This is a genomic window from Shinella sp. Sh6 (genome assembly GCF_055392685.1).
Map to the genome: position 1 here is coordinate 256,223 of NZ_AP044005.1, position 20,949 is coordinate 277,171.

The following is a 20,949-nucleotide window of genomic DNA, read 5'->3' on the forward strand; positions in this document are numbered from 1 at the left end:
CCGGACGGGAGACCATGAGGCTCCCGGGCGGCGTCTTGCGTTCACAAATGCCAGTTTATGGTTAATGAAATGCTAACGGGGGCCCGCGTGAACGGCCTGCCGATTTGCCGGCGGACGGGCCTTGCCCCTTATGCTCACCTCGCGTAAATCTTGCCGGCACTCTCGGCCGCGGGTCTCCGGCCGCGGCTGCGGCGGAGACCTAGCGATGAACCTGACGAACCTCATCCTCAATACAGACAGCTACAAGTTCAGCCACTACCTGCAATATCCGCCGGAAACGTGTGCCATCTCCTCCTATGTCGAGGCGCGCGGCCATTCCGATCATGCGGAAGTGGTGTTCTTCGGCCTCCAGATGTTCCTGAAGGAATATCTGTCGAAGCCGGTGACCATGGCGGATATCGACGAGGCGGAGGCCATCGTCACGGCGCACGGCCTGCCGTTCAATCGCGAAGGCTGGACGCATATCGTCAAAAAGCACGGCGGCTTCCTGCCGCTCCTCATCGAGGCGCTGCCGGAGGGAACACTGGTGCGCCGCGGCGTGCCCGTCGTGCAGGTCGTCAACACCGATCCCGCCTGCTTCTGGCTGACCTCCTATATCGAGACGGCGCTGCTGCGCGCGATCTGGTATCCGAGCACCGTCGCCTCCAATTCGCGGAAAGTGAAGCAGATCATCCAGCCGATCCTGGAAAAGACCTGCGACGATCCGGCTGCCGTCCTGCCCTTCCGCCTGCATGATTTCGGTTCCCGCGGCACGACCAGCCTCGAGCAGGCCGGCATCGGCGGTGCGGCGCATCTCGTCAACTTCATGGGCACGGACACGGTGACGGGCGTGCTCTATGCCCGCCGCTACTACGGTGCCGAGATGGCGGGCTTTTCCATCCCCGCCTCCGAGCACTCGACCATGACCTCCTGGGGCCAGGAGCGCGAGGCGGAAGCCTACGCCAACATGATCGAGAGGTTCGGCGGCAAGGGCCTCTACGCGGTGGTGTCGGACAGCTACGACATCAGCAACGCCGTGTCGGAAATCTGGGGCAAGCAGCTCAAGGACCGCGTGCAGGCGGCCGGCGGCACGCTCGTCGTCAGGCCCGACAGCGGCGATCCGGTGGAAACGCCGGTGCAGGTCGTGCGCCAGCTCGCCTATGCCTTCGGCACGCATCTCAACGCCAAGGGCTACAAGGTGCTGGACGACAGCGTGCGCGTCATTCAGGGCGATGGTATCTCGCCGGCCGATATCGGCCTCATCCTCGGCCGGCTGGAGGCCTTCGGCTTCTCGGCGGAGAACATCGCTTTCGGCATGGGCGCGGGGCTTCTCCAGCGCGTCAACCGCGACACCTATTCCTTCGCCATGAAGGCCAATGCCCGCCAGGATACGGCCGGCGCCTGGCACGACGTCTTCAAGCGCCCGGCGACGATGAACCTCAAGGCCTCAAAGGCCGGCCGCCAGGCGGTGGTGGAGAGCTATATCGGCCTTGAGGCCGTGCGCGCCGACCAGCTCGCCGGCCGCGCCAATTTCCTGCAGCCCGTCTGGCGCGACGGCCGGCTGCTTGTCGACTGGAGCTTCGAGGAGGTGCGCGGCCGCGCCGTCTGAGCATTCCGATCACGTTATGTTTCAGGAGGAACGCCCCCCTGCCGTCTCCGTTGACCCTGCGCAAGGCGACTGAATGCCCTGCGCAAAAAACAGGAGAAACGATATGCCCAATCAGGGTGGAACCCACGAACAGCACGTCAAGGCGGGCCAGCAGAGCCACAAGAACGGCGACAACACGCGCCAGGCTTCGGGCAACAAGGACAACGACACGAATCGCGGCGGCAAGGGCAACTTCGCCGAGGACCGTGAACGCGCGTCCGAAGCGGGCCACAAGGGCGGCAAGCACTGACACCAATCCGCCGAACTCGAAGCCCGCCCCGAAAGGGGCGGGCTTTTTGCTGGGCGCGGAATTGGTCCCGCCCTTGTGCGGAACGCCGGCCCGCGCCATCATTGGCTCCATGACCGGAGAAAGCAGATGACGGTTCGCCCGCCGCAGGCGCTCGCCCCCGCCTTCACGAAGGATACGGGCCTCAATATCCTTGAATACGAACTGATGTCGGAGCGGGCCGATGCGCTCGGCCGGCACGGGCTGAAGGTGGAAAAGGCGCTCGCCCTGCTTGCCGAACGTCTTGCCGCCGGCTGTCTGCAGGAGGAGCGTGAAAATCTCCTCGACGACGCGGCCGACAAGGTCTGGGCCTTTTTCATCCAGCGGGAGATGTGCGGCCTGCGCAGCCAGAAGGATGCGATCCGCCGCTACGCGATCCCGCCGGAAGTGATCGCGCGGCTCGGCATCGTGCGCAAGGGCCCGAAGGCTCAGCCGGCGAGCTGACGCGTGATGAGGTCGTAGATGCCGTTGTCGTCGACGCGCAGCGCGAAGATCTCCTTCTTGGCGTCTTCCCGCTCGGCCTGTGCCGCGCTGCTGGCCGCATCGAGATTGCGGACCGCCTCGCCGGTCGTTTCCGCCGGGGCATCGACGTGCCCGAGCGTGCTCTCGCTCGTCTTTTCCGGGGTCTTCCCGGTGCGTTGGGCCGCCTCCGCGCCGGAGGCGAGCAACTGGATCGTGTCGAGTGCGTCGGCGGTCTTTCCGTCGGATTCGCCTTTCGCCTCGGCCTTCACCGCCTTTTCATGGGCCGTGCCGACGGCGTCCTGAAGGTCCTGCACGTCCTCCAGCTTCTCGCCCGCTTCCAGCGCCTGGATCGTCGCCTCGCGCTCCTTGCGGGTCTCGGCATCCTCCACGCGGGTCGGGTCGCGCTGCGTGCGCTCAAGCTTCAGGTCCTCGATGGATTTGGGTTTCGCCGTGTCCTCGAGGCGCGCGATCACCTTGCGCATCTCCGGCGTCAGCGCCTTTTCCTCTTTCGCCTTGTCGGCAAGCGCGTCCTTCACGCGCTGGGCTTCCTCGCCGTAGGGATTGGCGATCGCGGCGACGAGGTCCCTCGCCTTGAGGCCGAGGTCGGCAAGGCCGCTCTTTTCCTCCAGCGCGTCGATATCCGCCGGCAACTGGCTGCGCTGGCGCGTCAGGAGGTTGGAAAGGCGCTGGCCGAAGTCGGCGTCGCTCTCCTCCTCGCCCTGCGTCACGCCTGCGGCAAGGGCAAGGCGCGCGACGAGGTTGGCGGCGGCATCGTCCGACGGGCCGCTCATCGCCTCCTTGACGGCGGTCATCGTCGTGCCGAGCGAGGCGACCGTGACTTTGAGCTCGCTGCCCTGCGCGGGCAGCCTGATGGCGTCGACGAGGGTGAGCTGGTCGAGAAGGCGCTGGGCGAACTGCCGGCTCGTCTCGCCGTCCTGCTGCGAAACGCCGAGCAGATCGCTGAAGCGCGAGACCAGCTTGGCGACCGTGTCGGCGCCGCGGGCATTGCTGCCGAAGAAGTGTTCGTTGATGCGTGCATTGGCCTGCTGCGCGGCACTGTCCGCGCGCAGATGCGCCTGCTGTTGCTTGAGGACGTCGTCGTCCTTGCGCCCGCTCGCCTTCTCCGCGTCCTCGCGGCGGCGCTCCTCGAGCGTCTCGACGATCGACTGCATCGCCGAGACGGCGGCAGTGGACTGCGCGCTTTGCAGCGGTGTCAACATGGCAACCTCCAGTCTCCCGGAGGATAGAGCGAGGGCATTAACCAGGCGTTAAGCCTGCCCCCGCTGGATTTCGAGGCGTGCGCCGCTCAGCTATGGGCGAAGATGTCGGTTTCTTCCCAGCCGAGGAGGTCGAGTTTCGCGCGGGTCGGAAGGAAGGCGAAGCAGGCGTCGGCATGTTCCAGCCGGCCGTCGCGGATGAGACGGGCGGTCAGCTTGTCGCGCAGCGCATGGAGATGGAGCACGTCCGAGGCGGCATATTCGAGCTGCGCGGGCGAGAGCGTCTCGGCCGCCCAGTCGGAGGACTGCTGCTGCTTGGAGATGTCGACCTCGAGCATCTCCTTGAGATTGTCCTTGAGGCCGTGCCGGTCGGTATAGGTACGCGTCAGGCGCGAGGCGATCTTGGTGCAGAAGACCGGCGTGGTGGTGACGCCGAACGTGTGGAACAGGACCGCGATGTCGAAGCGGCCGTAATGGAAGATCTTCTGGCGCGCCGGATCGGCCAGCATGGCGACGAGGTTGGGCGCATCCTTCTGGCCGGCGGCGATGCGGATGACGTCGGCGGTGCCGTCGCCCGGTGAGAGCTGCACGACGCAGAGCCGGTCGCGGCGGGGGATGAGGCCGAGCGTCTCGGTGTCGATGGCGATGGCGCCGGTGTAGCGGGCCGCATCGGCCGCCGAAATGTCGCCTTCGTGATACCGGATTGCACTTGCCATGGAAAACCCCATCTAAACTGTCAGATCGTCCGCAGGCCTATAGCGCAAGTTTCCGGCCGGCGGTATCTCTTTATGACAGGCGAAAGGCCGGCTCCCGCCGGGAAAACCGATGAAAACACGCATGGCCCTCGTTCTCATGGCCGCTCTGCTCGCCGCTTCCGGCGCAGGCGCGCAGGTCTTCAAGGACCTGCCGGGCGTCGTGCCGACCGAGGAATACGAGCATCGCGACAAGCCGAAATGCGAGGCTTCGCTGGAACAGCGGGAACCCACGGATTCCGACTGGATGCCGCGCACCGTCTATACCTGCACGCAGAACGGCATCACCTCGCGCAGCACGCGCCTGCCGCTCTCGCGCGACCGCGCAATGCGCGGCCTCAACTGGTAGGATGCGAAAAGGGCCGCGGAGCAGGCGCCGCGGCCCTTTCGTTTTCCGCTTCTTCCGTCAGGCGCGCTTGATGACCTTGATGAGCACGAGCAGGATCACCGCGCCGATGGTGGCATGGATGATGGCGGCGACGATGCCGCTGCCGAGGCTGACGCCGAGCGCCGGGAAGAGGTAGCCGGCGATGAAGGCGCCGACGATGCCGACGACGATGTTGCCGACGAGGCCGAAGCCGAAGCCCGAGACGATGAGGCCGGCGAGCCAGCCCGCGATGGCGCCGACGATGAGGAAGACCAGAATGCTTTCGATGCCCATGTTATGCTCCCTTTGACAGTCCAATTCTGCCGATTGTGAATGTGGCAGCCGTAGCGGGGAAAGCAAGAGGCGATGAAACGCGCGGGGCTTTCAGAAAACCCGCATGCGCTGCGGCGTGCGCCCCGCCTCGATATCGAGAAGAAGGTAGATGGCGGCCAGCGTCGCGCTTGCAAGCAGGGTGGCGCCCAGTCCCAGAACAATCATTGCCTGTCCTCCTGACAACATCGTCAGTTCATGGGCTTTCCTACGCGCGCGGGCTTGCGCGTGGCTTACGCAACGTCAGGTCGCGCTAATTTTAGCAATGCCATAAGCAGGCCGTGAACTATTAACCTTCAGGCAAGGAATTAACCATAAACATTGCTCTACACGTCGGAATGGGAAATTCGCCATTTCTCACCCAGGCATGACGCCGAACCGCCGTACCGGAACCGAGCCGGTATTCGAGTTTCACCGAATTTGATCATGGATCGTCGGGCAGCGTGCCGTCTCGTGAGTACGGCCGGACCGGCCACTCTCCTCCATGCGAGAATTCCGTCGGTTGCCCCATCGGGCAGCCGGGCATCATTGGTTTGGGAGCAGATTGGTGCAGGATATGCCGGCAGAACAGGCTCGAACGGGACAGGCAGCCAGCCTGCGCGACCGTTTGCGCTTTGCCGGGGTGGAAGGCAGCCAGGGCGAGCTCCTGCGCCGCCACCGCCAGACGCTCGAACGGCATGTCGAAACGGCGCTTCGCGATCTCTTCCAGCGCTTCCAGACCTTTCCCGATGCCGCCCGCCATTTCCAGAGCGAGCGCCAGATCGACCGCCTGCACGACCTCCAGAGCTCCCATTGGAGCGTGCTGACCGACGCGCGGTTCGACGGGCTCTATGCCGAGCGGGTGAAGGTCCTTTCCGATAGCGAAAGCCAGATGGGTCTCGACCCGCGCTGGCGCATCGCCGGCCATTCGGTCGTCGTCGAGACGGTCGTCGCCGGCCTCATCGAGGAATACTGGCCGAAATCCATCCTGCCCGGCGCCGGCAAGGCCCGCCGCAAGGAGCTGACGGACCTCGTCTCCGCCTTCCTGCGCACTGCCATGGTCGATGCCGAGATCGGCGTCTCCCTGCGCTTCAACGAATTGCGCCATACCCATGCCCGCGCGCTCGCCGACCAGCGGCGCGAGGACCGCGCCGAGCTCGACCGCGTCTTCGGCGATACCGTCCGCAGCCTCTCGCAGCTCGATTTCTCGGCGCGCGTTTCCGGCGAGATGCCGGAGGCCTGGCGCGAGATGGCCGAGACGCTGAACGGCGCGCTCGACGAGATCCAGTCGCGCCTTGCCTCCGCCGCCGACCGCGCGGCCGAGACCGACGGCCTCGTCGGCACGCTCGCCTCCGGCGCCCATGCGCTTTCGGCCCGCTCGGCCGAGCAGTCGGCAAGCCTCATAGAGACCGCCAACGCCCTCGGCGCCATCGTCGAGCGCGTGCGCCGGACGCTCGGCGAAACGCGCAAGGCCCAGTCCGCCGCCGCATCCACGCGCGAATCCGTCGCCTTGAGCGGCGGCATCGTCGGCGAGGCGATGTCGGCCATGGCCGATATCGAGGCATCGGCGGAAAAGATCGGCCAGATCATCGGCGTGATCGACGAGATCGCCTTCCAGACCAATCTCCTGGCGCTCAATGCCGGCATCGAGGCCGCCCGCGCCGGCGACAGCGGCCGCGGCTTTGCGGTCGTCGCGCAGGAAGTGCGTGCGCTCGCCCAGCGTTCGGCCGATGCGGCCCGCGAGATCAAGCAGCTCGTCACCAGCACCAAGGGTCAGGTCGAGGCCGGCGTGGAGCATGTCCACCGCACGCAGGACGCGATCGGCAATATCGTGCGCCAGGTCGAGGGCATCGACGAGGCCATCACCGGCATTGCGCGCGACAGCGCCGCCGATGCCGAGGGGCTGGACGGCGTGACGGCCGAGATCGGCCGGACCGGGCGGTCGCTGGAGAGCGATGCCGCGGACGCCGGCCGCGTCGGCACGCTCGGGGGGGACCTTCATACCGTCATCCTCGAGCTCGGCCGCACCATCCGCGAGTTCCACGTTTCCGCGCAGCCCGGCGGGCGTGCCGTCCGTCCGGCGCCGGCCATGCCGCGCGCGGAGATCGACCTGCCGCAGGCGCAGTCCTCTTCCCTCGATTTCCTGGCGGCCCGCACCGCCGGCTTTGGAGGCTGAGATGACGGCGACACGGCCCCGGCACTGGTTTTCGACGGCGCGCAGCCGGCTTGCGGATGCAGGCCAGCCGCTCGCCACCCCGAAAGACGCAATCACGGTTTTGCACAGACGCAGACAAGGAACGCGCTAATGGCGAGCAAGAAAGCAGCCGCTCAGAAAAGTTTAAGCCTTGCCCCCGTTCTCGACCTCAACGAGGCCTCGGCGCTGCACACGCAGCTCATGGGCCTCAAGGGCAATCCGCTCGTCATCGACGCCTCGGCGGTCGAGCGGGTCGGTGCGCTCTGTGCCCAGGTCCTGATGGCCGGCGCCAAAAGCTGGGAGGAGCAGGGGCAGCCCTTCACCTTCGGCAAGGTTTCCGACCCTTTCATGAAGACAATGCAACTTATCGGCGTGAATATCGATCACTTGCTGGCACAGGAGGCTGGGCAATGAAGAAGAAAGTGCTGACCGTGGATGATTCCAGGACGATCCGGAACATGCTGCTGGTCACCCTCAACAATGCGGGCTTCGAAACCATCCAGGCCGAAGACGGTGTGGAAGGCCTCGAGGTCCTGGAGAACGCCAACCCGGATGTCATCGTCACCGACATCAACATGCCGCGCCTCGACGGCTTCGGCTTCATCGAGGGCGTGCGGCGCAACGAGAAGTACCGCGCGATCCCGATCCTTGTCCTGACGACGGAAAGCGACGCGGAGAAGAAGAACCGTGCCCGCCAGGCCGGCGCCACGGGCTGGATCGTCAAGCCCTTCGACCCGACCAAGCTGATCGATGCAATCGAGCGTGTAACAGCCTAATCCACAAGTCCAGGATCACTCCCGATGGATATGAACGAAATCAAAGAGATCTTCTTCCAGGAATGCGAGGAGCAGCTCGCCGAACTGGAATCCGGTCTCTTGAAGCTGAACGACGGGGATCGCGACCCGGAAACGGTCAATGCCGTGTTCCGTGCCGTCCATTCGATCAAGGGCGGCGCCGGCGCATTCGGCCTCGACGATCTCGTCTCCTTCGCCCATGTGTTCGAGACGACACTGGATTGCGTTCGATCCAACAAGCTGGAGCCGACCCAGGACGTCCTGAAGGTCATGCTGAAATCCGCCGACGTCTTGGCGGACCTGACCAATGCGGCGCGCGACGGCGGAAGCGTCGACGAGTCCCGCAGCCGCACCCTCATCCGCGAGCTGGAGGCCCTTGCCCATGGCGAGGCTCCCGCCGCTGCCGAGGCGCCGGCACCCAAGCCCGTGGCTGCAGCGCCCGCGCCGGTCGTCGAGAAGCCGCCGGTCAACGACGAGGGCTTCCAGCCCATCCCGTTCTCCTTCGGCGATTTCGACGATGAGCCGGCCGGTCACTACGTGCCGACCGTCCAGATCGACTTCAAGCCGAAGAAGGACCTCTACGCCAAGGGGAACGAAGCAGTCCTCCTGCTGCGCGACGTCTCCCGCCTCGGCGAGATGAGCGTCTACTGCGACATGGACGCCCTGCCGCCGCTCGACAAGATGAACCCGGAGGAAGCCTATTTCTCCTGGAAGCTCTCCGTCACCACCGAGAAGGGCGAGGACGGCGTGCGCTCCGTCTTCGAATTCGCCGAATGGGACTGCGACCTCGACATCCGCACGATCGAGGAAGACGTGGTCGGCGAGACGGCGGACGAGGAAGAGCCGCCGATGCAGCCGGTGCCGTTCGACCTTTCCATGCTCGATGAAGGTGCGTCTTCCGCCGCCGGAGAGGAGCAGGCTGCCGAGAACCCGGCCGCCGCCGCCGTTGCCGCCGCCGAAACGGCCAGCAAGGTCGCGCAGGTCGCAAGCCGCGCTGCCGAAAATGCCAAGGCTGCCGCCGCCAGCGCCGCGCAGGCGAGCCAGGCCGCTGCCGCAGGCCAGACGATCCGCGTCGATCTCGACCGCGTCGACCGCCTGATCAACCTCGTCGGCGAGCTCGTGATCAACCAGGCGATGCTCTCGCAGAGCGTCGTGGAGAACGACAACAACGGCACGTCCTCGATCAACATGGGCCTTGAGGAGCTGCAGCAGCTCACCCGCGAGATCCAGGATTCGGTGATGGCGATCCGCGCGCAGCCGGTCAAGCCCGTCTTCCAGCGCATGGCCCGCACCGTCCGCGAAATCGCCGACATCACCGGCAAGTCGGTCCGCCTCATCACGGAAGGCGAGAACACCGAAGTCGACAAGACCGTCATCGACAAGCTCGCCGAGCCGCTGACGCACATGATCCGCAATGCGGTCGACCACGGCCTCGAAATGCCGGAGAAGCGCGAAGCCCTCGGCAAGAACCCGGAAGGCACGGTGCGCCTGACGGCAAAGCACCGTTCCGGCCGCATCATCATTGAGCTTGCCGACGACGGCGCCGGCATCAACCGCGAGAAGGTGCGCCAGAAGGCCATCGACAACGACCTGATCGCGGCGGACGCGAACCTGTCGGACGAGGAAATCGACAACCTGATCTTCCACGCCGGCTTCTCCACCGCCGACAAGGTCTCCGACCTTTCCGGCCGCGGTGTGGGCATGGACGTCGTCAAGCGCTCCATCCAGGCGCTCGGCGGGCGCATCTCGATCTCCTCCAAGCCGGGGCAGGGCTCCGTCTTCACCATGAGCCTGCCGCTGACGCTCGCCGTCCTCGACGGCATGGTGGTCACGGTCGCCGGCCAGACGCTCGTCGTGCCGCTGACGGCCATCGTCGAGACGCTGCAGCCGGAAGCCTCGGCTATCCACTCCTTCGGCGCCTCGCAGCGGCTGATCTCGATCCGCAACTCCTTCTGCCCGCTGGTGGACGTCGGCCGGATCCTCAACTTCCGCGGCACGCAGGCCAATCCGGTCGACGGCGTGGCGCTGCTCGTCGAATCGGAAGGCGGCGGCCAGCGCGCCCTGATGGTCGATGCGATCCAGGGCCAGCGCCAGGTCGTCATCAAGAGCCTGGAGGCCAACTACACCCATGTTCCGGGCATCGCCGCCGCCACCATCCTCGGCGACGGGCGCGTGGCCCTCATCCTGGACGTCGATGCGGTGGTTGCCGCCTCGCGCGGCCAGTCCCTCCGGCAAGACATCTCGCTTGCTGCCACTGGTTGATCGCAAATGACGTACGCAGTGAAGAATCTGACCCAGGGACGCGAATTGATCGCCTTCAGGATTGGCGATCAGGAATTCTGCGTGAACATCATGTCGGTGCGGGAAATCCGTGGCTGGACGCCGGCGACGGCGATGCCGCACGCGCCGCCCTATGTCCTCGGCGTGATCAACCTGCGCGGCGCGGTCCTGCCGATCGTCGACCTGTCGCTGCGCCTCGGCATGAAGGCCGCCGAGCCGACCGTGCGCCACGTCATCATCGTCGCCCAGGTCGGCCCGAAGGTGGTGGGCCTCCTCGTCGATGCGGTCTCCGACATCCTGACCGTGACCGACGAGAACATCCAGCCGACGCCGGACATCGCCAATGAGGCGGAGAAGGCCTATGCCCGCGGCATCCTGGCGATCGAGGGGCGCATGATCTGCCTCATCGAACTCGACTCCCTCTTCCCGCATACGGAAAGCGAAGCCGCATGACCTATTCCCCGGCCATCGATACGAGACAGTCTCCGGACGAGTGCCTGGCGAGCGGCGAATACCCGCTGACGCGCCGCGACCTCTCCGAGATTGCGGCCATGATCTATGCGGATGCCGGCATCTATCTCAACGAGACGAAGGCCTCGCTCGTCTATTCGCGCCTGTCGAAGCACATCCGTGCGCTCGGCCTCAAGGGCTTCCGCGAATACTGCGCTCTCGTTTCCTCCCCCGCCGGCGCCGCCGCGCGCAAGGAAATGCTGTCGCACCTGACGACGAACTTCACGCGCTTCTTCCGCGAGAACCACCATTTCGACCATCTGCGCACCGAGGTGCTGCCGGACCTGCTCGCCCGTGCGCGCAGCGGCGGGCGCGTTCGCATCTGGTCGGCCGCCTGCTCGGACGGGCAGGAGCCCTATTCCATCGCGCTCACCGTGCTGTCGCTGATGCCGAACGTCGCGGATTACGACTTCCGCATCCTGGCGACCGACATCGACCCGAAGATCCTCGCCATCGCCCGGGCCGGGGCCTACGACGCGACCGCGCTGGAGACCGTCAACCCCGTCATGCGCAAGCAGTTCTTCCGCGAGACGGAGATCGCCGGCCGCCAGAAATGGCAGGTCGAGGACCGCGTGAAGCGCCTCATCACCTTCAACGAACTGAACCTGATGGCCCAATGGCCGTTCAAGGGCCCGTTCGACGTCATCTTCTGCCGCAACGTCGTCATCTATTTCGACGAGCCGACGCAGATGAAGATCTGGTCGCGCTTCGCCGGCATGCTCGGCGACAACGGCCACCTCTATATCGGCCATTCCGAGCGCGTCTCGGGCGAGGCGAAGAACCAGTTCGACAATATCGGCATCACCACCTACCGCTACACGGGCAAGCACAGGAGGGACGCATGATGGCACCAGCGCGCGTACTCGTCGTCGACGATTCGCCGACCATGCGCGGCCTGATCACGGCCGTGCTCAATGCCGATCCCGAGGTGAACGTCATCGGCCAGGCGGGCGATGCCATGGAAGCCCGCAACGCGATCAAGCAGCTCAATCCGGACGTCGTGACGCTGGATATCGAGATGCCGAACATGAACGGGCTCGAATTCCTCGACAAGATCATGAAGCTGCGGCCGATGCCCGTCATCATGGTCTCCACGCTCACCCATCGCGGCGCGGAAGCCTCGCTGATGGCGCTGGAGATCGGTGCCTTCGATTGCGTGGGCAAGCCGCAGCCGGGCGATGCCCGTCCCTTCGGCGACCTTGCCGAGAAGGTGAAGGCCGCCGCCCGCTCGCAGCGCCGCTTCCATGCCGAGCCGCCGCCGCTTGCGCCGGCGACCGCGAACGTCAACCCGGCGGACAGCTATCGCGCCGGCCGCAAGGTCGTCGCCATCGGCGCGTCCACGGGCGGCGTCGAGGCGCTGATCGCGGTGCTGCAGAAGTTTCCGATCAACTGCCCGCCGACGGTCATCACGCAGCACATGCCGCCGACCTTCACCAAGAGCTTCGCCGACCGCCTGAACCGGCTCTGCGCGCCCGTGGTGCAGGAGGCGACGGACGGTGCGCGGCTCGAGATCGGCAAGATCTATCTGGCGCCGGGCGGCGAACGCCACCTCCAGATCTCCAATCCGCATGCGCCGTGCTGCCGCCTGGTGGAGCGCGATCCGGTCAACGGCCACCGTCCCTCGGTCGACGTGCTGTTCGATTCGGTGGCCGAGCTTGCCGGCCGCAACGCCGTCGGCGTCATCCTCACCGGCATGGGCCGGGACGGGGCGAGCGGGCTTTTGAAAATGCGTCACGCAGGGGCGCGGACCATCGGTCAGAACGAAAAAACCTGCGTCGTATATGGAATGCCGAGAGTGGCTTTCGAGCTGGGCGCCGTCGAGCACCAGTTTCCGCTCTCCTCCATAGGGGAGGAAATCTTGAAGATCACTGCGGCCCGTAGAGAAGGGAGCGAATAATGTCTATCGCTGAAAAAATCAAAGTTCTTATCGTCGACGATCAGGTGACGAGCCGCCTGCTGCTGGGCGATGCCCTCCAGCAGCTCGGCTTCAAGCAGATCACGGCGGCCGGCGACGGCGCGCAGGGCATGGCCATCATGACCCAGCAGCCGCACCACCTCGTCATCTCGGACTTCAACATGCCGAAGATGGACGGCATCGAATTCCTGCAGGCGGTGCGGTCGAACCCCAACACCAAGAAGGCGGCCTTCATCATCCTGACCGCCCAAGGCGACCGTGCCCTGGTGCAGAAGGCCGCGGCGCTCGGCGCGAACAACGTTCTGGCCAAGCCGTTCACCATCGAGAAGATGAAGGCGGCCATCGAAGCCGTGTTCGGGGCATTGAAATGACATCAGAAGCCGGGGCGCGCCGCGTCCATGTCATTCAGGGCGAATACAAGGTCATCAACGACCCGACCGTGGTGCTCACCACGATCCTCGGTTCGTGCGTGGCCGCCTGCATGCGCGACCCGGTCATTGGCGTCGGTGGCATGAACCACTTCCTGCTGCCGGGCTCCGCGGAGGCCATGGCCTCGGGGGGCGACGCCACGCGCTACGGCGTGCACCTGATGGAGCTCCTGATCAACGGCCTGCTCAAGCAGGGCGCCCGGCGCGACCGGCTGGAGGCGAAGATCTTCGGCGGTGCCCGCACGATCGCGCGCTTTTCCAATGTCGGCGAGCAGAATGCAATGTTCGCCCGCCGGTTCCTGCTCGACGAAGGCATCCAGATCGTCGGCGAAAGCACGGGCGGAGAGCACGGGCGCAAGCTGGAATACTGGCCGTCGAGCGGCCGGGCCCGGCAATATGCGCTGACGGGCGTGGAGACGCAGAAGACGGTGGCGCTGGAACAGCGGCCGGCACCCGTCGTCAAGCCGGTCGAGAGCTCGATCGAATTCTTCTGAGCGGCTCGCCCCGCAAGGAAGCGGAAGTACGAAGTGTATTGCGTTGCCGGAAGCGACAGAGGGTCGGCCGGCTCGTACGGGCAAAGAGGGTAATCCATGCAAGCCGAGTATCTGAGCGCAGCGACCGCCATGGAGGAAGCCCTTCCGGATGTCCTGATGCGAATCGTGTCCGAACTGCACGATGTCGCCTACCTTATCGAACGCATCGAGCCGCAGCTTTCCGGCGTCAAAGGCGAGGCCGTCCTCGACCAGCAGGAACGCATGATGGTGCTGCAGGGCATCGACCTTGCCGTCCAGAAGACGCGGGGGCTTGCCGAGTTCATCGACACCATCACCGCCAGCATTCCCGAAAGCTGGCTCGTCGACGTCACCACGGCGTTGAACCTGGTGAAGCTTGCCGACATGCAGAAGGCGCTCGGCAACGGCCTGCGCCACGGCCATTCCCAGCCGATCTCCCGGGCCGCCGGCGACTTCGAGGAATTCTGACGGATTTTCCTGCAAGGCAGGCGATTGCGGCGGCGCCTTCGGGCGCCGTCTTTCGTTTCGGCCGCGCCTTTCTCCCGCGCGGCAACGAAATGCTCGCGCAAGTTTCACGATCTAGTCTCCATGCCGGATCAGTCAGATCCGCGTATTCCATGGGGCTGGCCGGCGCGTGCGGAAATGTGCCGGCTCCGTCTCACGAGATTGAAAATGCGTCTGATCGCGGCGGCATGTTGGGCCGTCGTCCAGGCGACTAGTCCGTGCGGGAACAGAATGAATCTGTTGGAACAGTTGACGAAAGTCTACAAGAACCTGGCTTCGCTGGGGCAGGCGAAACTCGCGATGCTGGCGGGCGCCGCCATCGTCTCGATCGGCCTTGTGCTTGCTGCCGGGATCATGGTGAACAAGCCCGCCTACGAGACCCTCTATGTCGGCCTGGAAAAGGCCGACCTCAACCAGATCAGCCTGGCGCTCGCCGAAGCCAATATCGACTTCAACACCGGAACGGACGGAACGAGCCTTGCGGTTCCCGTCGGCCAGACCGGCAAGGCGCGGCTCTATCTCGCCGAGCGCGGCCTGCCGAGCAGCGCCAATGCCGGCTACGAACTCTTCGACAAGGTCGGTTCCCTCGGTCTCACCTCCTTCATGCAGGAGGTGACGCGCGTTCGGGCCCTCGAAGGCGAGATCGCCCGCACCATCCAGCAGATCAACGGCATCGCTGCCGCCCGCGTCCATATCGTGATGCCGGAGCGCGGCAATTTCCGCAAGGCCGACCAGGTACCGACCGCCTCCGTCATGATCCGCGCGAGCGCGCAGGCCGGCCGCGAATCGGCCGCCGCCATCCGCCACCTCGTCGCCGCCTCCGTCCCGGGCCTCGAAGTGGACGGCGTGACGATCCTCGATTCGGCCGGCCAGCTCCTCGCTTCCGGCGACGATCCGGAGAACGGCCCGCTCAACCGCTCGCTGACGACCGTCCAGACGGTCCAGGGCGAGATCGAGCACAATATCGAGAAGGCGCTCGCACCCTTCCTCGGCATGGACAATTTCCGCGCCAGCGTCACCGCCGCGCTCAACACCGATTCCCAGCAGATCCAGGAAACCGTCTACGATCCGGAATCGCGCGTCGAGCGCTCGGTCCGCGTGACGAAGGAAACCCAGAAGTCCAGCCAGCAGGCCACGAACAAGGCCACCACCGTCGAGCAGAACATCCCGCAGGGCGGCCCGAAGGGCGACGGCAACGGCCCGCAGTCGAGCGACGAGGCGGACAAGAAGGAAGAGCAGACCAACTACGAGATCAACAGCAAGACCGTCGCGACGGTGCGCAACGGCTACGAGGTGGAGAAGCTCTCCGTCGCCGTCGTCGTCAACAGCGCCCGCATCGCCGCCATGGTGGGCGAGCCGGCGGACCAGGCGAAGATCGACGCCTACATCGCCAACATGCAGAAGATCGTCACCGCTGCGGCCGGCCTCAACACCGACCGCGGCGACGTGGTCACCATCACCGCCATGGAATTCCTCGACCACCAGCTCCTCGACGAAGCCGTGCCCGGCCCGAGCGTGATGGAAGTGCTGAAGCGCAACCTCGGCGGCATCATCAACGCACTCGCCTTCCTCGGCGTCGCCTTCCTGGTGGTCTGGTTCGGCCTTCGCCCGGCGGTCCGTTCGGTCACCGGCGCCGGTGCTGCGGCCAATGCGCTGGAAAGCGATGCGGCCGGCCTCGAACTGCCCGACTTCTCTCCGGCCGGCGGCATCGGCGGCCCGGGCGCCACGCTCATGGACGGCTTCGGCGCGGACTTCGGCTTCGACAGCACGGACGACCTGCTCAATGCCGGCGACGACGGCGACGGCAACTTCAACCGCCGCGTCAAGGAAGGTCCGGAACGGCGCCTCGGCCGCATGGTCGAGATCAGCGAGGAGCGCGCCGCCAAGATCCTGCGCAAATGGTCTGCCGAGCAGGAGGCCGCCTGAGGCCTCCCGACGGGAAAATGAAAGGGGCGCGGCCGGGAACGGCCGCGCCCTTCGCGTTCCGGCAATGTGCTCGAAGCGACATTTTGATTTCGCGCTGTCGCTTTTCGGCAACGCTTACGTGCCTCCAAAGCGCCATTTTCCGCGTGGCCGGAATCCGGACCGGCATGCACGCGCCCCTCTCGAAAAAAAGTTTGCGCCTCCTGCCGCCCTTGCCGTCGTTCGGGCGGGTTGTCGTCAAGGTGTAAAAAGGGCGGCGAGCCGAGGCCCGATTTTGTGAGCGGCGTCGAATATTGTATGGTTAACAATATTTTAAACGCCGAGTTCTTTGCCCGTTCGGCAGCACGCCGCAAAGCAAATCACTTGCACTCGCTCGACTCACAGAAGCCGGCAAAAGTAAATCCCGAGAAGATGGCGGTGGTTTTTAGCGATGGCCGATGTACACTTTAGTCACTGATTCGCTTGGTGATTCTCGCCGATGCGGCCTGACCCGAAAGGGCATTCGGACGGTTCCGAACGCCTGTCGGAAGGGAGGCGGGGCATTGCCGTTCGAAATCGGAACAGGGGGCTATCATGGAAACGATCCGGTCGGATACCGCGGCCTGGGAATCCTATGGATTCTCCGCCGAGGCGGTTGAGCGTAAGAGTGCGCGTGAGCTTCTGGTTCAACATCTCGGACGCTGCGCGGATCACGCCGGCCTCTCCTCAGGTCTGAGGGCGCTGACCGATTATGTCAGCGCCTCCCATTATCTCCTCGTGCGGCATGACGCCGCGCCCGAAGCGGGCCTGGAGGCGGTGGTCGCCTCCGACTGGCCCTTCGACATGGTGCGCGGCATTGCCGGCGCGCTTCTCGCCAGCCAGTCGCGCACCAGCGAACTGGAAAAATGCCTGACCCTCCTGAAGCCCTGCTTCAGCCATCTCGACGAGACGGTCACGGCGCCCAAGGGCATCAGCCGGGAATATTGCGTCGTCGCCTTCCATGTCGGGCGGGTCCGCATGTCGCTGCTGCTCCTCTTCCCGGAGCATTTCATCCTCTCCCAGAGCAAGCTGCGCGACGTCGGCGTCATGACCGGCTATTTCGCCAGCGTCTGCTGCCAGGGCGCCATCCTCCGGCAGGACCGGGAGATGGAACTGACCGATCGCGAGGTCGAGTGCCTATACTGGATCGCGGAAGGCAAGACGAGCGACGAGATCGCCGTCATCCTCGGCATCTCGCGCAACACCATCAACAACTACATCACCAGCGTGATGCGCAAGACCGCGACCAAGACGCGGTCCGAGGCGATCGCCTGGGCCGTCCGCAACAGCCTGGTGTGAGGAGGACAGCCATGGACATCCAGCTTTCCGCCCCCGGTGCCATGGAGACGGAAATCCGGCTCGCACGCCCGCAGAAGGCGGCGCGCGCTTCCGATTTCGTCTCGCGCCTCCAGGTGATGCAGACGATCCTCGGCGCCGAGCACTTCGCCGTGCTCCGCCTCAGCGGCCACGGCCTGCCCTCGGCGCGCAAGCTCACGCTCTCGCTGCACAACTGGGCCCACGAGGTCGACGTCAACGCGCGCGCGCTGATGGAGGCCTACGGCCCGGCGATGCTCGCCCATCTCGAAGCGTCCATGCTGCCGCTCCTCTGGGAAGGGGCGGGCGAGAACCAGTTCGCCGAATCGGGCGCCGAACCCTTCACCGCGCGCCTGCCCGCGCGGCTCCTGCCCTGGTCGGGCATGGCCTTTCCCGTCCGCCTCGGCGCGCACGGCAACGGCTATGTCGTCTTCCTCGGCACCTTCATCGCGCCGTCCAGCGACCTCATCGTCGACATGCACATGAAGAGCTGCCAGCTCCTCATCGACATGCTGGCGGGCGAGGAGAAGAAGCTGACGCCGGCCGAAGCCCTCAGCGAGCGCGAGATCGCCTGCCTGCAGATGGCCGGCGACGGCTGCATCTCCGAGGCGATCGCCGAGAAGATGGGGCTCTCCGTCCACACGGTGAACGCCTATCTCGGCACGGCGACGACCAAGCTCGACGCGGTCAACCGCATCCAGGCCATCGCGAAGGCCATCCGGCTCGGATATATCACCTGACGGGATAGGCCGGCTTACCAGCCGCGGCCGCTCACGTCTCCTTCGTCATCCCCGGCCCTGAGCCGAGGATGACCTTTGGGTGTGCACGGACCGCTCAATGCATCGACGCCGGATCGCCCTTCACGTAGCGCGCTTCCGCAAGGCTCTTGCGCAGGAAGGCGGTGTTGTCGTCCGGGTCGGCGGCCGGGTCGCTGAAGGCCACATGGGTCACTTCCACGCCGGCCTTGTCCTTCTGCAGGAGGAGTTTCGCATAGACCGTCACGCCCTGCGGGCGCAGTTCCATGTCGAGCGTCACTTCCGGTTCCGTGTCCCAATCGAGGCGATAGTCGCCGCCGGCACCGAAATTGACGGTGCCGGGCAGGAAATAGAGTTCGGCGGCCGATGAGACGAGGTCGGCCAGGTTACCGTAGCACTCGAAACGCAACAGCGAGACGAGATCGGCGGCATCGAGCAGTCTCAGCTCAGTCGCGACCGGGCAGATTGCTTCGGCGACAATCTTCTCTCGCTCGGCGGAATAGGTGCATTTTCTCATCGGATCTCGTTTACCCGTCTGGTCTGGGGCGATGCTGCGTAAACCCGGTGAATCAGCTCCGCCACGGCCTTGTAGAACACCGGCGGAATGACACTATCCACCGAGACTTGCGCAAACATTGAGCGGGCAAGCGGCGGATCCTCGAAGACGGGGATTCCGTTTTCCTCCGCGATCTCGCGGATTCGAAGCGCGATGAGGTCCTGGCCCTTGGCGACGACCATCGGCGCATCGCCTTCCTCGCGCACATAGCGCAGCGCGACGGCGAAGTGGGTCGGGTTGGCGATGACGAGCGTTGCGCGCGGCACGTCCGCCATCATGCGGCGGCGGATGCGGTCGCGCTGGATGGAGCGCATGCGGGCCTTGACGATCGGGTCGCCCTGGGCCTGCTTCATTTCCTCCTTCACCTCCTGCTTCGTCATCATCAGTTCGGTGAACCAGTGATGGCGCGTCCAGGCGAAGTCGATGCCGGCGATGAGGGCGGTGGCGAAGAGGATGATGATGAGGACTTTGTTGATGTCCGAGCTCATCATGTAGATGAGCGTCGCAGGCTCGGAGAACATGGTGTCGAGCGAGGCGAAGTAGTTGCCGCGCATGGCGAGCGCCACGACCAGCGATACCAGGAGGATCTTGATCAGCGACTTGCCGAATTCCACGAGGCCCTGCTTGCCGAAGAGGCGCCCGAGGCCCTTGATCGGGTTGAGCCGGCCGACCTGCGGGCGCACGCGCTCCATCACCGGGCTCGGCAGGTTCTGGAAGACGGAGGAGGCGATGCCGAAGACCATCATCATGGCGAGGATCGGCAGCAGCATGGCGCCGGCCTCCCAGCCGAGATGGCGGAAGATGGCGATGACGTCGGTGCCGGTCTTCAGGTTCCAGGCCTCCGGCTGCTCGAAGAAATCGCGCAGCGTCTCGTTCATCCGCGCAATGCCGCCCGGCATGAAGAAGACGAGGAAGAGGTAGATCGCCAGCGTCGAGGCGAAGATCGTGACTTCGCGCGAGAAGGGGGTGTTGCCCTTCTCCATCGCCTCGCGGATCTTCTTCTCGGTCGGAAGCTCTGTTTTGCTTTCCTTGTCGTCGTCGTCCGCCACGGTGCGCTCCGGCTGGAATTGTGCCTGCCGCAAAAGCAAGCGGCCCGAACCCCCTTGAGGAGATTCGGGCCGGAAATACGCTCCGCCTGCGGCCTCACCGTGTCAAGGCGGATCAGGCGGCCTGCTGGGCTTCGTCCTTTTCCTTCAACTGGATTTGTCCGGCCGCGGCAAGGCGGATGGCTTCCTGCGTGATCGAGCGGCGGGCGATCGCGACCTCGCGCGGGTTGACCTGGTCGCCGGCGGCAAGGTCCGATTCGATCATGCGGCGCTGGCGCGCACCGATCGAGGAGAGGACCGCTTCGCGCAGTTCCATCGAGGCGCCGCGCAGGGCCGCCGTGATGATGTCGCCGGAGACGTCGTTGAACAGCGACACGCGGCTTCTCTGCGGCATGTAGAGCACGTCCTCGAAGAGGAAGATCTTCGGGCGGACCTTCTTGACCGATTCGGTCGAGACCGTTTCGAGCGAGGCCAGCATCTCGTCGACCTGCGACTTCTCCAGCTCGTTCATGAGGTCGGCGACCTTGTTGGAGCCCATCGAATTGCGCTCCGCATCCAGCGCGTTGATCATCTCGATGACGCGCGCCTCGACGATGGCGGTGGCCTTCGGGCTCGCATCCTTGAGGTTGACGGTACGGTTGATGATGTCGGCGCGGTGGTCCTCCGGAATCTCCAGCAGCACCTTGGCGCCGAAGGAGGAGGGCATCATGGACAGGATATAGGCGATGGTCTGGGGATGCTCGTTGAGCATGAACTTCGCTACGAAGACCGGGTCGGCGTCCTGCAGGCGGTCCCAGATCGTCGTCTCGAAGGCCTGGAAGGCGGCGCGGCGGCCGAGCAGGCCGTCCACCTCGTCCGGCGTCAGGCCCTCTTCGAGGATGCCTTCCATCATCTTGGCGTTGTCCATCAGGCCCGCGCCCTCGGTGAAGAGGTCCTCGAACTCGTTGACGAGGTCGATCAGTTCGTGCGGGGGAATGGCGCGCAGGTTCTGCGCAGCGGCGATGATCGCCTGGAGCTCGCTCTGCGTGAAATACTTCAGCAGCTTGCCGGCGACCCCCTTGCCCATGGCGAGAAGGACGGCTGCTGCCTTCTCAACCGGCGAAAGCGGTGTTCCGACCGCCGTCGAGGTGCCGAAATTTTCGAAATCCATCATGGATCATCCTCCTGAACCCTCGACCGG

General features: G+C 65.2%; 23 protein-coding genes. 17 read left to right on the plus strand and 6 right to left on the minus strand.

Features of this window, described 5'->3' with window-relative positions; translation table 11 throughout:
* The first annotated feature begins 205 nt into the window (after positions 1-205).
* From ACZ5TO_RS01220 to ACZ5TO_RS01230, 3 genes are all read left to right on the plus strand, one after another.
* Positions 206-1,588: a nicotinate phosphoribosyltransferase gene (locus ACZ5TO_RS01220; RefSeq protein ID WP_464799260.1), complete on the plus strand. Its 1,383-nt coding sequence runs from the start codon at positions 206-208 to the stop codon at positions 1,586-1,588.
* 103 nt (positions 1,589-1,691) lie between these two features.
* A complete protein-coding gene (locus ACZ5TO_RS01225; RefSeq protein ID WP_184145203.1) occupies positions 1,692-1,877 on the plus strand; it encodes a KGG domain-containing protein in 186 nt (61 codons plus the stop codon).
* Positions 1,878-2,003: 126 nt separating this feature from the next.
* On the plus strand, positions 2,004-2,357 hold the full coding sequence (locus tag ACZ5TO_RS01230; RefSeq protein ID WP_464799261.1) for a DUF6665 family protein: 354 nt from the start codon (positions 2,004-2,006) through the stop codon (positions 2,355-2,357).
* Here ACZ5TO_RS01230 and ACZ5TO_RS01235 read toward each other — a convergent pair.
* Together ACZ5TO_RS01235 and ACZ5TO_RS01240 are read right to left on the minus strand one after the other, a co-directional pair.
* Positions 2,342-3,595, minus strand: a complete 1,254-nt coding sequence (locus tag ACZ5TO_RS01235; protein WP_464799262.1) for a hypothetical protein — start codon at positions 3,593-3,595, stop codon at positions 2,342-2,344. The genes ACZ5TO_RS01230 and ACZ5TO_RS01235 overlap by 16 nt on opposite strands.
* A gap of 86 nt (positions 3,596-3,681) precedes the next feature.
* Positions 3,682-4,308, minus strand: a complete 627-nt coding sequence (locus ACZ5TO_RS01240) for a ribonuclease D (protein ID WP_464799263.1) — start codon at positions 4,306-4,308, stop codon at positions 3,682-3,684.
* Between the two features lie 121 nt (positions 4,309-4,429).
* Between ACZ5TO_RS01240 and ACZ5TO_RS01245 the strand changes: the two genes are divergently transcribed.
* Positions 4,430-4,693 carry a hypothetical protein gene (locus ACZ5TO_RS01245; RefSeq protein WP_464799264.1) on the plus strand — a complete coding sequence of 88 codons (264 nt, stop codon included), beginning with the start codon at positions 4,430-4,432 and terminating at the stop codon, positions 4,691-4,693.
* A gap of 57 nt (positions 4,694-4,750) precedes the next feature.
* Here the strand turns inward: ACZ5TO_RS01245 and ACZ5TO_RS01250 are convergent, their stop codons facing one another.
* The gene (locus tag ACZ5TO_RS01250) at positions 4,751-5,005 is read right to left on the minus strand and encodes a GlsB/YeaQ/YmgE family stress response membrane protein (protein WP_184145198.1); all 255 of its coding nucleotides are present in this window, start codon (positions 5,003-5,005) and stop codon (positions 4,751-4,753) included.
* Positions 5,006-5,588: 583 nt separating this feature from the next.
* On the opposite strand from ACZ5TO_RS01250, the gene ACZ5TO_RS01255 reads away from it, so the two are divergent.
* The 13 genes from ACZ5TO_RS01255 to visR all read left to right on the plus strand — a co-directional run bounded on the left by ACZ5TO_RS01255 (position 5,589) and on the right by visR (position 18,152).
* Positions 5,589-7,196 carry a globin-coupled sensor protein gene (locus ACZ5TO_RS01255; RefSeq protein ID WP_464799265.1) on the plus strand — a complete coding sequence of 536 codons (1,608 nt, stop codon included), beginning with the start codon at positions 5,589-5,591 and terminating at the stop codon, positions 7,194-7,196.
* A gap of 129 nt (positions 7,197-7,325) precedes the next feature.
* Positions 7,326-7,628 (plus strand): STAS domain-containing protein, encoded by a 303-nt coding sequence (locus ACZ5TO_RS01260; protein WP_184145197.1) that lies wholly within the window; start codon positions 7,326-7,328, stop codon positions 7,626-7,628.
* On the plus strand, positions 7,625-7,990 hold the full coding sequence (gene cheY1 / locus ACZ5TO_RS01265) for a chemotaxis response regulator CheY1 (protein ID WP_024270516.1): 366 nt from the start codon (positions 7,625-7,627) through the stop codon (positions 7,988-7,990). Before ACZ5TO_RS01260 ends, cheY1 begins: the two co-directional genes overlap by 4 nt.
* A 24-nt stretch (positions 7,991-8,014) precedes the next feature.
* A complete protein-coding gene (locus ACZ5TO_RS01270; RefSeq protein ID WP_464799266.1) occupies positions 8,015-10,270 on the plus strand; it encodes a chemotaxis protein CheA in 2,256 nt (751 codons plus the stop codon).
* Positions 10,271-10,276: 6 nt separating this feature from the next.
* Positions 10,277-10,741: a chemotaxis protein CheW gene (locus ACZ5TO_RS01275; RefSeq protein WP_184145195.1), complete on the plus strand. Its 465-nt coding sequence runs from the start codon at positions 10,277-10,279 to the stop codon at positions 10,739-10,741.
* Positions 10,738-11,643, plus strand: a complete 906-nt coding sequence (gene cheR, locus ACZ5TO_RS01280) for a protein-glutamate O-methyltransferase CheR (RefSeq protein ID WP_464799267.1) — start codon at positions 10,738-10,740, stop codon at positions 11,641-11,643. Before ACZ5TO_RS01275 ends, cheR begins: the two co-directional genes overlap by 4 nt.
* A complete protein-coding gene (gene cheB / locus ACZ5TO_RS01285) occupies positions 11,640-12,695 on the plus strand; it encodes a protein-glutamate O-methylesterase CheB (protein WP_464799268.1) in 1,056 nt (351 codons plus the stop codon). Before cheR ends, cheB begins: the two co-directional genes overlap by 4 nt.
* Positions 12,695-13,084, plus strand: coding sequence for a response regulator (locus ACZ5TO_RS01290; RefSeq protein WP_119257659.1), 390 nt, complete (start codon positions 12,695-12,697; stop codon positions 13,082-13,084). The genes cheB and ACZ5TO_RS01290 overlap by 1 nt, the downstream gene beginning before the upstream one ends.
* A complete protein-coding gene (gene cheD / locus ACZ5TO_RS01295) occupies positions 13,081-13,635 on the plus strand; it encodes a chemoreceptor glutamine deamidase CheD (RefSeq protein ID WP_464799269.1) in 555 nt (184 codons plus the stop codon). Before ACZ5TO_RS01290 ends, cheD begins: the two co-directional genes overlap by 4 nt.
* Before the next feature lie 96 nt (positions 13,636-13,731).
* Positions 13,732-14,121: a chemotaxis protein CheT gene (cheT, locus tag ACZ5TO_RS01300; protein ID WP_184145191.1), complete on the plus strand. Its 390-nt coding sequence runs from the start codon at positions 13,732-13,734 to the stop codon at positions 14,119-14,121.
* A gap of 267 nt (positions 14,122-14,388) precedes the next feature.
* Entirely contained in the window at positions 14,389-16,083 is a 1,695-nt protein-coding gene (gene fliF / locus ACZ5TO_RS01305) for a flagellar basal-body MS-ring/collar protein FliF (RefSeq protein ID WP_184145190.1), read from the plus strand.
* 570 nt (positions 16,084-16,653) lie between these two features.
* Positions 16,654-17,397: a transcriptional regulator VisN gene (gene visN, locus ACZ5TO_RS01310; protein WP_464799270.1), complete on the plus strand. Its 744-nt coding sequence runs from the start codon at positions 16,654-16,656 to the stop codon at positions 17,395-17,397.
* A gap of 11 nt (positions 17,398-17,408) precedes the next feature.
* On the plus strand, positions 17,409-18,152 hold the full coding sequence (gene visR, locus ACZ5TO_RS01315) for a transcriptional regulator VisR (protein WP_380779929.1): 744 nt from the start codon (positions 17,409-17,411) through the stop codon (positions 18,150-18,152).
* Between the two features lie 94 nt (positions 18,153-18,246).
* Here visR and ACZ5TO_RS01320 read toward each other — a convergent pair whose 3' ends face one another.
* From ACZ5TO_RS01320 to fliG, 3 genes are all read right to left on the minus strand, one after another.
* Positions 18,247-18,684, minus strand: coding sequence for a hypothetical protein (locus ACZ5TO_RS01320; protein ID WP_184145188.1), 438 nt, complete (start codon positions 18,682-18,684; stop codon positions 18,247-18,249).
* A complete protein-coding gene (gene flhB / locus ACZ5TO_RS01325; RefSeq protein WP_184145187.1) occupies positions 18,681-19,772 on the minus strand; it encodes a flagellar biosynthesis protein FlhB in 1,092 nt (363 codons plus the stop codon). The genes ACZ5TO_RS01320 and flhB overlap by 4 nt, the downstream gene beginning before the upstream one ends.
* Positions 19,773-19,884: 112 nt before the next feature.
* Positions 19,885-20,922 (minus strand): flagellar motor switch protein FliG, encoded by a 1,038-nt coding sequence (gene fliG / locus ACZ5TO_RS01330; protein ID WP_184145186.1) that lies wholly within the window; start codon positions 20,920-20,922, stop codon positions 19,885-19,887.
* Between the last annotated feature and the right edge of the window lie 27 nt (positions 20,923-20,949).